This window comes from Actibacterium sp. (assembly GCF_055134745.1).
This window is the reverse complement of sequence record NZ_JBSRVX010000037.1, coordinates 28,009-40,883: the sequence shown is the minus strand read 5'-3', so window position 1 is coordinate 40,883 and position 12,875 is coordinate 28,009. Positions and strand designations below refer to the sequence as shown.

At 61.0% G+C, this 12,875-nt stretch carries 16 protein-coding genes; 7 read left to right on the top strand and 9 right to left on the bottom strand.

Annotated features, from left to right (window positions below; all coding sequences use genetic code 11):
* On the top strand, positions 1-405 hold a 405-nt coding region (locus ACTCHC_RS08215; protein WP_463021997.1), incomplete at its 5' end, for a glycerol-3-phosphate acyltransferase.
* Between the two features lie 83 nt (positions 406-488).
* On the top strand, positions 489-887 hold the full coding sequence (locus ACTCHC_RS08210; protein ID WP_463021996.1) for a DUF805 domain-containing protein: 399 nt from the start codon (positions 489-491) through the stop codon (positions 885-887).
* A gap of 253 nt (positions 888-1,140) precedes the next feature.
* On the opposite strand, the gene ACTCHC_RS08205 is transcribed toward ACTCHC_RS08210, so the two are convergent.
* Positions 1,141-2,127, bottom strand: coding sequence for an adenosine kinase (locus tag ACTCHC_RS08205; RefSeq protein WP_463021995.1), 987 nt, complete (start codon positions 2,125-2,127; stop codon positions 1,141-1,143).
* Complete coding sequence (gene nth / locus ACTCHC_RS08200) at positions 2,124-2,768, bottom strand: endonuclease III (RefSeq protein ID WP_463021994.1); 645 nt, start codon at positions 2,766-2,768, stop codon at positions 2,124-2,126. The genes ACTCHC_RS08205 and nth overlap by 4 nt, the downstream gene beginning before the upstream one ends.
* 1,052 nt (positions 2,769-3,820) lie before the next feature.
* Between nth and ACTCHC_RS08195 the strand changes: the two genes are divergently transcribed.
* Both ACTCHC_RS08195 and ACTCHC_RS08190 read left to right on the top strand, forming a co-directional pair.
* On the top strand, positions 3,821-4,708 hold the full coding sequence (locus tag ACTCHC_RS08195) for a methylated-DNA--[protein]-cysteine S-methyltransferase (RefSeq protein WP_463021993.1): 888 nt from the start codon (positions 3,821-3,823) through the stop codon (positions 4,706-4,708).
* 87 nt (positions 4,709-4,795) lie between these two features.
* A complete protein-coding gene (locus tag ACTCHC_RS08190) occupies positions 4,796-5,461 on the top strand; it encodes an OmpA family protein (protein WP_463021992.1) in 666 nt (221 codons plus the stop codon).
* Between the two features lie 75 nt (positions 5,462-5,536).
* Here ACTCHC_RS08190 and ACTCHC_RS08185 read toward each other — a convergent pair whose 3' ends face one another.
* From ACTCHC_RS08185 to ACTCHC_RS08165, 5 genes are all read right to left on the bottom strand, one after another.
* Positions 5,537-6,094, bottom strand: coding sequence for a F0F1 ATP synthase subunit B (locus tag ACTCHC_RS08185; protein WP_463021991.1), 558 nt, complete (start codon positions 6,092-6,094; stop codon positions 5,537-5,539).
* A gap of 5 nt (positions 6,095-6,099) precedes the next feature.
* Positions 6,100-6,651: a F0F1 ATP synthase subunit B' gene (locus ACTCHC_RS08180; RefSeq protein WP_463021990.1), complete on the bottom strand. Its 552-nt coding sequence runs from the start codon at positions 6,649-6,651 to the stop codon at positions 6,100-6,102.
* Positions 6,652-6,728: 77 nt separating this feature from the next.
* On the bottom strand, positions 6,729-6,965 hold the full coding sequence (locus tag ACTCHC_RS08175; protein WP_463021989.1) for a F0F1 ATP synthase subunit C: 237 nt from the start codon (positions 6,963-6,965) through the stop codon (positions 6,729-6,731).
* 44 nt (positions 6,966-7,009) lie between these two features.
* A complete protein-coding gene (locus ACTCHC_RS08170) occupies positions 7,010-7,759 on the bottom strand; it encodes a F0F1 ATP synthase subunit A (RefSeq protein ID WP_463021988.1) in 750 nt (249 codons plus the stop codon).
* A gap of 3 nt (positions 7,760-7,762) precedes the next feature.
* A complete protein-coding gene (locus ACTCHC_RS08165) occupies positions 7,763-8,092 on the bottom strand; it encodes an AtpZ/AtpI family protein (protein ID WP_463021987.1) in 330 nt (109 codons plus the stop codon).
* Between the two features lie 230 nt (positions 8,093-8,322).
* Between ACTCHC_RS08165 and ACTCHC_RS08160 the strand changes: the two genes are divergently transcribed.
* Positions 8,323-8,658 (top strand): ArsR/SmtB family transcription factor, encoded by a 336-nt coding sequence (locus ACTCHC_RS08160; RefSeq protein WP_463021986.1) that lies wholly within the window; start codon positions 8,323-8,325, stop codon positions 8,656-8,658.
* Positions 8,659-8,669: 11 nt separating this feature from the next.
* On the opposite strand, the gene ACTCHC_RS08155 is transcribed toward ACTCHC_RS08160, so the two are convergent.
* On the bottom strand, positions 8,670-9,587 hold the full coding sequence (locus ACTCHC_RS08155; RefSeq protein ID WP_463021985.1) for a DMT family transporter: 918 nt from the start codon (positions 9,585-9,587) through the stop codon (positions 8,670-8,672).
* Positions 9,578-10,453, bottom strand: coding sequence for a LysR family transcriptional regulator (locus ACTCHC_RS08150; RefSeq protein WP_463021984.1), 876 nt, complete (start codon positions 10,451-10,453; stop codon positions 9,578-9,580). Before ACTCHC_RS08150 ends, ACTCHC_RS08155 begins: the two co-directional genes overlap by 10 nt.
* Positions 10,454-10,703: 250 nt before the next feature.
* On the opposite strand from ACTCHC_RS08150, the gene ffh reads away from it, so the two are divergent.
* Entirely contained in the window at positions 10,704-12,188 is a 1,485-nt protein-coding gene (gene ffh / locus ACTCHC_RS08145; RefSeq protein WP_463021983.1) for a signal recognition particle protein, read from the top strand.
* Positions 12,185-12,775 carry a GNAT family N-acetyltransferase gene (locus ACTCHC_RS08140; protein WP_463021982.1) on the top strand — a complete coding sequence of 197 codons (591 nt, stop codon included), beginning with the start codon at positions 12,185-12,187 and terminating at the stop codon, positions 12,773-12,775. The genes ffh and ACTCHC_RS08140 overlap by 4 nt, the downstream gene beginning before the upstream one ends.
* The last annotated feature ends 100 nt before the right edge of the window (positions 12,776-12,875 follow it).

Below are 12,875 nucleotides of genomic sequence, written 5' to 3'. Positions count from 1 at the left end.
GCCAAGGCCGCCGCCGCAGTGCTGATCGCGCGCGCCGCCATCGGTGAAGACGCCGCGCAACTGGCGGGGCTTGCCGCCTTTGTCGGGCACATCTTTCCGGTCTATCTGGGCTTTAGGGGCGGCAAGGGTGTGGCGACGTTTCTGGGCGCCTTGCTGGCCCTGGCCTGGCCGGTGGGGCTGGCAGCCTGTGCCACATGGCTGGTCGTGGCGCTGATCGGGCGCTATTCATCGCTGTCGGCGCTGGTGGCAGCGGCCATCTCACCGGTGTGGATGGTCTGGCTGGGCCATGGTCAGATGGTTTTTCTGGGCGTGCTGCTCACTGTGCTGATCTATGCCCGCCACTGGCCGAATATCGAACGGCTGAAAAAGGGAACCGAACCGAAGATCGGCGCGAAAAAGAGCTGATCAGACAGCACGGCATTTTCTTTGGACCTTGTCCGCCGCTGGGGTATTGTAACCTTGCAGACTGTTTCTGATGAGAGGCTCCCATGGGTTTTCAGGACGCTATTCGGATATGTTTCCGCAAATATGTTACTTTTTCCGGTCGCGCCGCCCGGTCAGAGTTTTGGTATTTCACGCTGTTTCTGTTTGCAGCGAATATGGTGTTGAGCATTTTCGACTCCATCCTGTTCACAAGCGCGGCGGATGATGCATCGATCCTGTCGGGCCTGTTCAGCCTCGCGACGTTTCTGCCTTCGCTCGCCGTTGGTGCACGTCGGTTGCATGATCTGGATAAATCCGGCTGGTGGCTGCTGCTGTATCTGATCCCGGTGATCGGCTGGATCATCCTGATCGTCTGGTTCGTGGGGCGCGGCACGATGGGGTCAAACCGCTTCGGCCCCGATCCGTTGGGGCCGGATGGTGAATTTCACCACATGGCGGGCTGACAGCATCAGGGGGCTTTCGCCCCCTCGGCCTGCGGCCTCACCCCCAAGGGTATTGGCGCCAAGAATAAACAACGAAGTTTTAACCAGAATCGGGTGTTCTGGTTTTGCGGTACAGGCTGGGGAGCCGATGACCGTCCAAGGATAAGCCGCCCCGCCCCCTGCGTAAGCATCGGCAAGGTGCCGAACGGCGCAGGTGGCGGGGCGCACCCTTGGGTTTATTCTTGGTCAAAATACCCATTGCGCGCCATATGCATCAGATCAGGCCGTTTTGGGTAAACAGCGCCTTCAGATCGGTTTCAGGGCGCGCGCCGAAATGGCTGATCACTTCGGCGGCGGCAACGGTGCCCATCCGCCCGCAGATGGCCAGCGGTTGCCCCGTGGCCAAACCGTAAAGAAATCCCGCCGCGAACTGGTCGCCCGCGCCGGTGGCGTCAACCGGGACCACGCGCTGCACTGGCACGGTGGCTTGTTCTTCACCGCGCACCAGCACGACATCATGGCCTGACCTTGTGCAGACGATCAGCCCGCTTTCGGAGGCGGCCTGTTCCAATGCCGCGCTCAGGTCGGTCTGATACAGCGATTCCCATTCATGTTCGTTACCGATGACATAATCCAGATCACGGACCAGTTGACGGAAATCGGTACGGTGACGATCGACACAAAAGGGATCGGATAAGGAAATACCCGCCTTGCCACCATTTTCGCGACACAGACGCGCGGCATGGGTGAAGGCCTGTTTGCCGCCAGGCTTGTCGTACAGATAGCCTTCCAGAAACAGGATTTCGGCCTGGCCGGCCACATCACGGGGCACATCCTCGGGACCAAGATCGGCGGAAATTCCCAGATAGGTATTCATCGAGCGTTCGCCATCGGGCGCGACGAAGATCATCGAGCGCGAGGTGGGCAAATCGCCGTCGGTCACAGGCGGATTAACGAAATCGGTGCCGCCGGCCTGCATTTGCGAGGCATAGAACCGGCCCAGATCATCGTCATTGACCCGACCGATGAAGGCCGTCGACAGCCCCAGATTTCCCAGGCCAGCCAGGGTATTTGCGACCGATCCGCCCGGTGCCTGGGTGCGGGTTCGCATCGCACCATAGAGCATTTCGGCGCGCTTGCGTTCCACGAGTTGCATCACGCCTTTCTGGATACCCATCAGATCCAGAAAGCTGTCTTCGGCGCGCGTCAGCACATCAACGATCGCATTGCCGATGCCGACAACCTGATAGCGTTTTGTCACAGGTTCTTCTCCTCGTAGGGGCAAAGATCACGGATAAGGCAGTTGGCGCAGGCCGGTTTGCGCGCCTTGCACACGTACCGGCCGTGAAGAATCATCCAGTGATGGGCATGTTGTTGAAATTCCACCGGAATATTGTCTTCTATCGCGCGCTCGACGGCAAGAACATCCTTGCCTGGACAGATGCCGGTGCGATTGCCCAGCCGAAAGATGTGGGTGTCGACAGCCTGCGCAGGATAGTGGAACCACATGTTCAGCACGACATTCGCGGTCTTGCGTCCGACCCCGGGCAGCGATTGCAGCGCGGCACGCGAGGTAGGCACCTGCCCGCCATAATCGCGGACAAGTATTTCGGACAGCCGGATGACATTCTTCGCCTTTTGACGGAACAGGCCGATGGTCTTGATATGTTCGGTCAGCCCGGGCTCGCCGAGTGAAAGCATCTTTGCCGGGGTGTCGGCGATCTGGAACAGGGTGCGGGTGGCCTTGTTCACGCCGGCATCGGTGGCTTGGGCCGACAGGGCCACGGCCACAAGCAAGGTATAGGCGTTGACATGGTCAAGTTCGCCCTTTGGTTCAGGTTCATGAGCCTGAAACCGCGTGAAAATCTGTTGGATACTGTGATAATCAAGCTGCCGCGTCATATCTTGTGATTGCATGTGACCGGATGGATCGCAACCGGATTGACGCGCGAATGATCGCCTGATGTCAGCTTTTGATCGCGCGTCGACGCAGAAGAAATACCGCGGCGATTGCCCCGATCAGCAGAGGCGCGGAATCGGGCAGGGGCACAGGGGCGGGTGGTATGATCGTGCCACCTGGAACCGGCGTTCCTCCCACACCATCTGTGGGGGGCAGAACAGTTGGCAGGCCCGTTGATCCGCCGCCGCTGTCTGAGCCGCCACCAGTGCCAGACCCGCCACCAGTGCCAGACCCGCCCCCGGCCCCACCTGAACCAGATCCCGAGGACCCGAATGCGGCGAGGTTTCTGAAAACAGGACCGGGGCCACCGCTGGCAGGGCCAGTGAACTGGCCGACCACGGGCCGGTTCGGCCCGGGTATACCTGCAAGCCGGCGAAACATGGATTCGTCTTGTCCTCCGACCAGAAGGTCTTGTGGTGCATTCGCAAATCGACGCTGATTAGGTTCTGGCGGCAACAAGCCCGCGACGGTCCAGCCGGGGGCATACTCGTCCATGCGGCAAATCTGCGGTGTTTCAGAACCTTCACTTTGCGCCAATGTCCGCCACCATTTGCTGATCATGCGTTCGGGTTGCTGTGCGGACGGGCCAGAGGACAAGGGCGCGGGTTGCGCGACGGCACTGCCGGCGGTCTGACCCATGTGTGTTGTCCAGCCCAACAGACAGATCGCGAAGACAAGGGTCAGGATTGTCAGCGCAAACCTTGACCTGCGTGATTTTCCAAGTTTCCGCATCCAATCATCCTTTTGCTGTGTGTGGTGCTGCTGCGGCAACTGCACCTGGTGCTTTCAGGGCAGCGATCCTGCCAAGGCCCAAGTTTTGTCGTATTTTTGCCAAAATTCCCAATTTTGCGTCAGTTCGTTGGCAGCTGAGGGCCAGTATCGGGCTGTGAATGCGATTACCGTCGCTGGCGCAACAATCTGCCCATGTTTCCGCAAGTTTCGGGTCGCGTGCCGGGCGCCAAGCTTTTAGGATTCGGACCAAAGGAAACGCGAAATGCCCCCTCGAACCGACCAAGGTTATCATTATAATGTCATGCGCCGCGCGATTGATCTGATCGACGCATCTGGCGGAACAATTATGTCGCTGGACAGGCTGGCCGGGGAAATGCGGATGAGTCCCGCGCATTTTCAGCGGCTGTTCAGCCAATGGGTCGGCGTGTCGCCCAAGCGGTATCAACAGTATCTGGCGCTGGATCATGCGCGCACCCTGCTGCGTGAGCGGTTTACCCTGCTGGACACGGCCAACCAGACCGGCCTGTCGGGAACGGGCCGGTTACACGATCTGTTTGTGCGATGGGAGGCCATGAGCCCCGGCAGCTATGCCCAGAAGGGCAAGGGGCTGCAGATCAGCTTTGGCTGGTTCGACAGCCCCTTTGGCGAGGCCCTGGCGATGGGGACCGATCACGGGCTGTGTGGTCTGGCCTTTACCCAAGAAACCGGGCGCGCAATGGCGCTGGCCGATATGCGTGCGCGATGGCCCATGGCCGATTATGCCGAGGCGCCCGATCATCTTGCGTCATCGGTTCAGGCGGCTTTTGGCGCGCATGGCGGGGCCCGATTACACGTGATCGGGGCGCCGTTCCAGATCAAGGTATGGGAGGCGTTGCTGGCGATTCCCTCTGGCCATGTGACGACTTATTCGCAAATTGCCGGGGCGGTCGGCAATCCGGCAGCAGTGCGGGCGGTTGGAACCGCCGTGGGACGCAACCCTGTCAGCTGGCTGATCCCGTGCCATCGGGCCTTGCGCAAGTCGGGTGGATTGGGGGGGTATCACTGGGGGCTTCCGGTCAAGCGGGCCATGCTGGCCTGGGAAGCGGCCCGCGCCGACAGTGCTGATACGATCATGGGCGAAAACCCGCCGCAGCCTGTGCCTTTGTCGTGATGTGTCCTGCATTGGTCTTCGAAATTTGCGGAACCGGTCTTATGTATTGAACGTTGTCCCGCAAAGGACCCTGATATGAGGCTTACCATGACCCGTGCGAAACTGGCACTTGGACTGACAACCGCAGCCGCGTTGGGGCTGGCAGCGTGTACCGATCCCTCCGTGCAAACCAACAATCCAAATCAACGCACCACCGAAGGCGCCGTTATCGGCGGTGTCGTCGGGGCGATTACCGGTGCCGCGATCGGAAATGATTCAAAATCGCGCAATCAAGGCGCCGTAATCGGCGGCATCATCGGCGCGACGGCGGGTGGTGTGATCGGGGCCGATCTGGACCGTCAGGCCCGAGACCTGCAAAACAGCCTGTCCAACAGCCAGATCAGCGTGGTCAATACCGGATCGCAGCTGGTTGTGACGATGCCGCAGGATATCCTGTTTGCGACCGACAGTGCCGTGGTCAACGGTCAGTTGCAAAGTGATCTGCGCGTGCTGGCCGGCAGCATCAACCAGTATCCCAACACCACGGTTCAGGTGATCGGCCATACCGACAATACCGGGTCAGCCGCTTATAACCAATCGCTGTCGACGCAGCGGGCTGCGTCGGTGGCCTCGATCCTGATCGGGGCGGGTGTTTCTTCGGGGCGCATCCAGGCCTATGGCCGGGGTGAAGACCAGCCGATTGCTTCGAACCTGACACCGCAGGGCCGCGCCCAGAACCGTCGGGTGGAAATCGTCATCACCCCCAACGGTTGATCGTCGGCCAAGCCGCGCGTAATAAAAAACCCGGCCAATGGCCGGGTTTTTCTGTTCGGTAGGTAAGACCGATGATCAGTGCAGCTTGTTCTGAACCTGCGTGATCGAATCTTCGATCAGCTTTTCGCCGGCCTGATCGGTCATGTTCTTGGCGATGACATCGGCCGCAGCGGCCACTGCCACCGAAATGGCACGGTCACGCACTTCACGCACTGCGCTGGCTTCGGCTGATGCGATCTGGTCTTCGGCGGCCTGCACCCGGCGGGCGATCGAGGCTTCCAGGTCCTTGCGCGCCTGTTTGCCTGCCAAAATGGCCTCTTCCCGCGCATGGGCGATGATGCGTTCAGACTGTTCCAGCACCTCGCGCTGCTTGCGCTCGTAATCTGCCAGAATGGTCTGGGCCTCTTCACGCAGGGCGCGGGCTTCTTCAAGATCGGCCTTGATACCAGCGGCGCGCTTGTCCAGCATACCGCCGATCATTCCGGGCACCTTGAAATAGATCAGGACCGCCAGGAACAGGATGAAGGCCAGCAATACGATGAAGTTCGTATTACGCAGCGAGAAGAACGGGCCGGTTGCCGCAACTGCAGGGCTTGCGAGCAGCGCGAAGAGAACAGCAATAAATTTGTTCATCTGCCTTACCCCTTCAGCCGGGTTGTAACCGCAGCGGCCACCGCAGAAGCATTGGCTTTCTGGCCAAAGGCACCGACGATATCCATTGCGGCCGATTTGGCCACTTCGGCAACGCTGTCCATCGCACCGGCGCGCACTTCGCCGATACGGCGTTCGGATTCAGCGGATTGCGCGGCAATTTCGGCATCGGCCTTGGCGATAGCCTCATCCAGCTCGGCCTGCATCTCGGCCTTGGCTTCGGCGATGATCTTCTGGGCCTCGACCCGCGCATCGGCCAGCGCCTGATTATAGGCGGCTTCGGCCTCTACCGCTTTCAGCTTCAGCTCTTCGGCGGCGGCGATATCGTTGGTGATCGTGCCTTGCCGATCCGACAGAACCCCGCCGATACGCGGCAAAGCCACACGAGACAGGATCAGATAGATCAGGACAAGAGCAACCGCCAGCCAGAAGATCTGGTTGGGGAAGCTCGAAAAATCAAGCTGCGGCATGCCCACGGCTTGCGTGGCATGTGCGGCGTCGGCAGCACCGTGGGCTGCGTCTTGCGTAGATGTTGCCATAACGTCCTCCGGGGAACCTACAGTATATACCGGACAGGCCCGCTGGCCCATCCGGCATCATTGATCGGTTCGTCGGATCAGACGGCAAACATCAGCAGCAGGGCAACCAGGAACGAGAAGATGCCCAGTGCTTCGGCGAACGCGATGCCGATGAACAGCGTGGCGGTCTGACCACCAGCTGCCGACGGGTTGCGCAGGGCACCCGACAGAAAGTTGCCGGCAACATTGCCCACACCGAGGGCGGCAAGGCCCATGCCGAACGCCGACAGACCGGCGCCGATGAACTTGCCCATTTCTGCGATATCGCCTTCCATTGAAGTCTCTCCTTAGGTTGGAATGGCTGAACTGAACCTGACCGTCAGTGATGCGGATGCAGCGCGTCCCTCAAATAGACGCAGGTCAGGATGGTGAAAACATAGGCCTGGATGAAGGACACCAGAATTTCGAGCCCGTACATCGCGGCCACACCCGCCACGGCCAGCGGCGACAACAGTGCCGCACCGGCAAAGGCCGCGAACACCTTGATCACGGCATGGCCTGCGGTCATGTTGCCGGCCAGACGAATGGAGTGGCTGACGGGACGCACGAAATAGGAAATGATCTCGATCACGGCCAGAACCGGGCGAATGGCCAGCGGCGCCGACGACACCCAGAACAGAGACAGGAACGAAGCACCGTTCTTGACGAAGCCCAGGATCGTGACGGTCAGGAATACCAGCAAGGCCAGAACGGCCGTGACGGCCACATGCGATGTGGTGGTGAACGCCATGGGCAGAAGACCCAGGAAATTGGCAAACAGGATGAACATGAACAGCGTCATGATATAGGGGAAGTATTTCAGCCCGTCCTTGCCAGCCACATCTTCGACCATCTTGTGCACGAAGCCATAGGCCAGTTCACCGATCGACTGAACCCGGCTGGGCACGATGGCCCGGCCGCGCGATCCGACCACCAGCAGCAGGAAGATCACCAGAACCGTCAGGCCCATCCACAGAGTGACGTTCGTGGGCGTGTACCAATGCAGCGTATCACCACCAAACAGCGGCTTGACGATGAACTGGTCCATCGGGTGGAATACCAGACCAGTGCTCGCTTCTTCGGTCGCCATGCGTCAGTGTCCCTCGTCCTTGGCGGCATCGGCCGCCGTCTTTTTCTGTATCTCGGCGGCGGACCGAAGCATCGTCTTTATCCCGGCCGCAAAGCCCGCCAACACGAACAACACCAGAAAGACAGGCATCGTGCCAAACAGCACATCCAGCCCGTATCCGATGCCGAAACCGATCCCAAGACCGGCCACAAGCTCTATCACCATGCGCCACGCCAGGTTGGCCTGCGAATAGTGTTCGTCCTGGTGGGGTTTTTCCGGCGTGATCGCCTTTTTCGCCTGTGCGATCCGGGCATCAAGGCGGGCCAGCCGCTCTTTTTCTACCGGATCATCCATATGCGAAGTCCCCCATGGACAGTCGCCGGGAAACTAGGGACAGCCCCGGCATGAGTCAAGCGCGATTACCGCCCCATCCTTACACACCAAGGCATTGATCTTGAATGGTATTTTCAAATGCCGTCAAGACCGCCCCATCGTGAGTTTCGCAGTTGCGGCGCTAACAGCGGACGTGGGGATATTCAACCATCTGGTTGACGATTGCCACTGGCTGGGAAATAGGATGCGCAATGCAGACCCAACTGGACATCGTCTTTTCCGCCATTGCCGACCCGACGCGCCGGGCGATCCTGTCGATGCTGCTGGAAGATGACATGGCCGTGACCGATGTGGCCGAGCCGTTTCAGATGTCGCTGGCCGCCATTTCCAAGCATCTGGCGATCCTGACCCGCGCCGGGCTGATCAGCCAGGAAAAGCGCGGGCGGGTGAAATGGTGCAAGCTGGAACCGGATGCCCTGCGCGATGCCAGCGTCTGGATGCAGGGCTTTGGCCAGTATGACTCGCTGGATTTCGATGCGTTCGAAAGGTTTCTGAACGACGAATTGGGGCAGACACCGACGAAATGACGGCCGACCCGCTAGACTTGCCTGACGGGTTCGCGGGTTTCGTCTTTCAACAGCAGGCCCAGCGCCACGATGGTCAGCCCAACGCCGGTCAGGATCACTGCGTGCGGCACACCATGCCCCAGCGCGATTTCCCAGACGATGACCCAACTTGGCACAAGATAGGTATAGGCCATCACCTTGGCCGATGGCAGCCGCAGCGCCGCATATTGCAACAGCACGAATGTCATCGCCGACGAAAACACCGCCAGATAGCCCATCACCACCCAGAACCGCATCGGAAGCGCGGCCCAGTTGATCGACCACAGCGCCGACCAGCCCCAGATCGTCAGCATGATGAACACCGCCACCATCATCCCAAAGGTAAAGACCAGCGCCGGTTCGCCCCGATTGAAGCGGCGCACCAACGGCGTATAGGCCGCATGCGACACGCAGCCGACAAAGAACAGCAATTCGCCGCGACCGATATCGAACCCAAGCAAGGCCTGCACATCGCCGCGGAAAATGACCCATAATGCGCCCAAGCCGCCCACGACCAGCGCCAGCGCCATGCGCGGCGTGGTGATCTGGCGCAAGAACAACCAGCCAAACATTGCCGTCAGGGCCGGTGTCAGCGTGAATACAGCCGCCGTCGATACCGGAAGCGCGGTTTTCAGTCCTTCGAACATCAGCACGAAATAGGCGCCAAACAGGAACCCCAGAATGACATAGCGCCAGGGCGCCGCGAAATGCCTTATCCGCATCCCCGGCCCCACCGCCGCCGCCGTGCCGATGATGATCCCGGCCAGAAAAAACCGGATCACCGTCAGCGCGGTCGGATCCATGTCATGGGCGACAATGCTGCCCAGGCTGAACGATCCCGCCGCCAGCCCTGAAAACACGGCCATGGCGATATGGCCCTTGGCCCCTTCGGATATCCCACCTAAGCCCATGTTTTCGCGGCCTCTTTCAATACTTTGGTAAAGCTTTGAACCTTGGCCGTGCGGTGCAGGTCCACATGTGTGACCAGCCATAGCGACACATCCCATTCAGGCAGGGCGGGGAAAACCTCTACCAGATCGGGCAGATCGCGCGCGCGCCAGACCGGCATGAACCCGACGCCTGCCGCCGCTATCACCGCTTCCTGGGCGTCACGCATATCGGACATCCGCAATGTGATGCGGTCGGCGGGAACGGTGTCACGCATCCAGCGATAAACACTGGCGCGATGGTTTTCGTCGGTCGGGCCGATAAAGCGGTGGCGCGAAAAATCTTGCGGCCCTTCGATGATGCCATGTCGCTCGACATAACTGCGATGCGCATACAGCCCCGACCGTGGGCGCGCCAGATGCTGCACGATATTATCGGGATCGGTGGGCTGCTGCCCTGCGCGTATCGCGATATGGGCCTCGCCATATTCCAGGCGGAACAGGCGCGGGTCGGTGATCAGGCGCAGCGTCAGGTCGGGATGTTCCTGTTGATAGGTCGTCACGACGGGCACCAGCAGGGCGGCGAAACTTTCGACCGATGTCACCACCAGCTCGCCCGTCAGGGCCGCGCCGTGGCCGTGCAGACGCCCCTCCAGCGCGTCGAACTGATCTGCGGTGGTCTGCGCCACGCGCAGCAAGTCCTGCCCGGCGTCAGTCGGGGTATAGCCGCGGGCATGGCGCTGAAACAGCCGCACACCCAGCCGCGCCTCAAGCGCATCAATATGGCGAATGACAGTGGCATGATGCACGCCCAGCACATCTGCCGCGCCGCTGACCGTGCCCAGCCGCGCCACATGATAGGCTGTGCGGATTTCGTCCCAGTTTTGCATGCTGTCCCTGCGCGGATTTTCCCGACAATGCGTCAGGCCGCGACCGGTGGCAAGGGCTGCCTGGGGGTTGACTTTGTGCGGCCTGCTGCCTAAACGCGGGCCAAGTTTCCCGGAAGTCAGCCAGCTTCCGGTCCCGGGCCCGATCCGGGATCGCCATCAGTCAGCGCGTTGCGCCCACTGGTGCCGTTGGCGTTCAGGCGTTCCGACCCTATGTCGGGGCAGGTGCAACCGGTCACGAAAGGACCAGGAGATGTTCGAGAATCTGTCCGACCGCCTCTCTGGCGTTTTTGATCGGCTGACCAAACAGGGCGCGCTGTCCGAAGACGATGTGACAACCGCCCTGCGCGAGGTGCGCGTTGCCCTGCTTGAGGCCGACGTTTCCCTGCCGGTCGCACGCGATTTCGTCAAGGCGGTCGAGGCCAAGGCGACAGGCCAGGCTGTCACCAAATCCGTCACGCCGGGCCAGCAGGTCGTCAAGATCGTGCATGATGAACTGGTGCATGTGCTGACCGGTGATGCCGATCCCGGCGCGCTGAAAATCGACAACCCGCCCGCGCCGATCCTGATGGTCGGCCTGCAGGGCTCGGGCAAGACGACAACCACCGCCAAACTGGCCAAGCGGCTGAAGGAAAAGAACGGCAAGCGCGTGCTGATGGCGTCACTTGACGTGAACCGCCCGGCCGCCATGGAACAGCTGGCCATTCTGGGCACGCAGATCGGCGTCGACACGCTGCCGATCGTCGCGGGCCAGAAACCGGTCGATATCGCCAAACGCGCCAGACAACAGGCGATGCTGGGCGGCTATGACGTCTATATGCTGGATACCGCCGGGCGTTTGCATATCGACGATGTGCTGATGGACGAGGTGCAGGCGGTGCGCGATGTCGCCAACCCGCGCGAAACGCTGCTGGTCGTCGATGGCCTGACCGGGCAGGACGCGGTCAATGTCGCCACCGAATTCGACGGCAAGCTGGGCATTTCCGGCGTCATCCTGACCCGGATGGATGGCGACGGGCGCGGCGGTGCGGCCCTGTCGATGCGCGCCGTCACCGGCAAGCCGATCCGCTTTGTCGGCCTTGGCGAGAAACTGGACGCGATCGAGGAATTCCACCCCGACCGGATCGCCGGCCGCATCCTGGGCATGGGCGATATCGTATCGCTGGTCGAAAAGGCGCAACAGACGATCGAGGCCGAACAGGCCGAACGGATGATGCGCCGCTTCCAGAAGGGTCAGTTCAACATGAACGACCTGCGCGCCCAGCTGGAACAGATGCTGAAAATGGGTGGCATGGAAGGCGTGATGGGCATGATGCCGGGCATGGGCAAGATGGCCAAACAGGTTCAGGATGCAGGCTTTGACGACGGCATCCTGAAACGCCAGATCGCGCTGATCCAGTCGATGACCAAAAAGGAACGCGCCAATCCCGCGCTGTTGCAGGCCAGCCGCAAGAAACGCATCGCCACCGGCGCGGGCCTTGATGTGTCCGACCTGAACAAGCTTCTGAAAATGCACCGCCAGATGGCGGATATGATGAAGAAGATGGGCAAGGGCGGCATGCTGAAACAGGCCATGAAAGGCATGTTCGGCAAGGGTGGGGTGCCCGATATGAACAATCCCGCCGCGATGGAACAGGCGGCCAAGGCGCTGGGCGGCAAGCTGCCCGGCGGGTTGCCCGGTCTTGGCGGCGGTGCGGCCCTGCCGCCCGGCCTGTCCGGCTTTGGGAAAAAGAAATGACGGCGGCCTTTCACAAACCTGCTTGGGAACAGGCCGCGACCGGCCCTGCCGCCGGTATGGTCGCGCGTCTTGCGGCTGGCGTGCCTTCGCTTGAAACGGCACGGCTGCTGCTGCGCGCACCGCGCATCGGCGATTTCGACGCCTATGCCGAAATCCTGATGTCCGACCGGGCCCGCTATATGGATGGCCCGTTCAGCCGCCGTGATGCGTGGCTTGATTTCACCTGCGCGGTCTCGGGCTGGCAGTTGCGCGGTTTTGGCTTGTGGACGATACAACACGGCATGACCGGACAGACCCTTGGGTTTGTGCTGATCCACTTGGAGTATGGCGATCTGGAACCCGAACTGGGTTATTTCCTGCTCAGCGGCGCCGAAGGGCGCGGATTTGCCCGCGAGGCCTGCGCCGCAGCTCGTGATTATGCGTTCGCGCATCTCGATCTGCCCGCGCTGGTCTCGTATATCGAGCCCGGCAATGCCCGCTCGATCACCCTGGCCGAATGGCTGGGCGCCACGTGCGACGACACGGCGCCCCGACCGGACCCGGATGTTCTGGTCTATCGTCACACCCGGCCCAAAAGGGATAACTGATGTCATCTTCTTGGCCCAAATACTCGCGCCGCAGGCTCCCTGCCCTTTCCAGCACCCGCTGCATTGCCGCTGTGCGCGCCGAAAGCCTGATACACTCCGT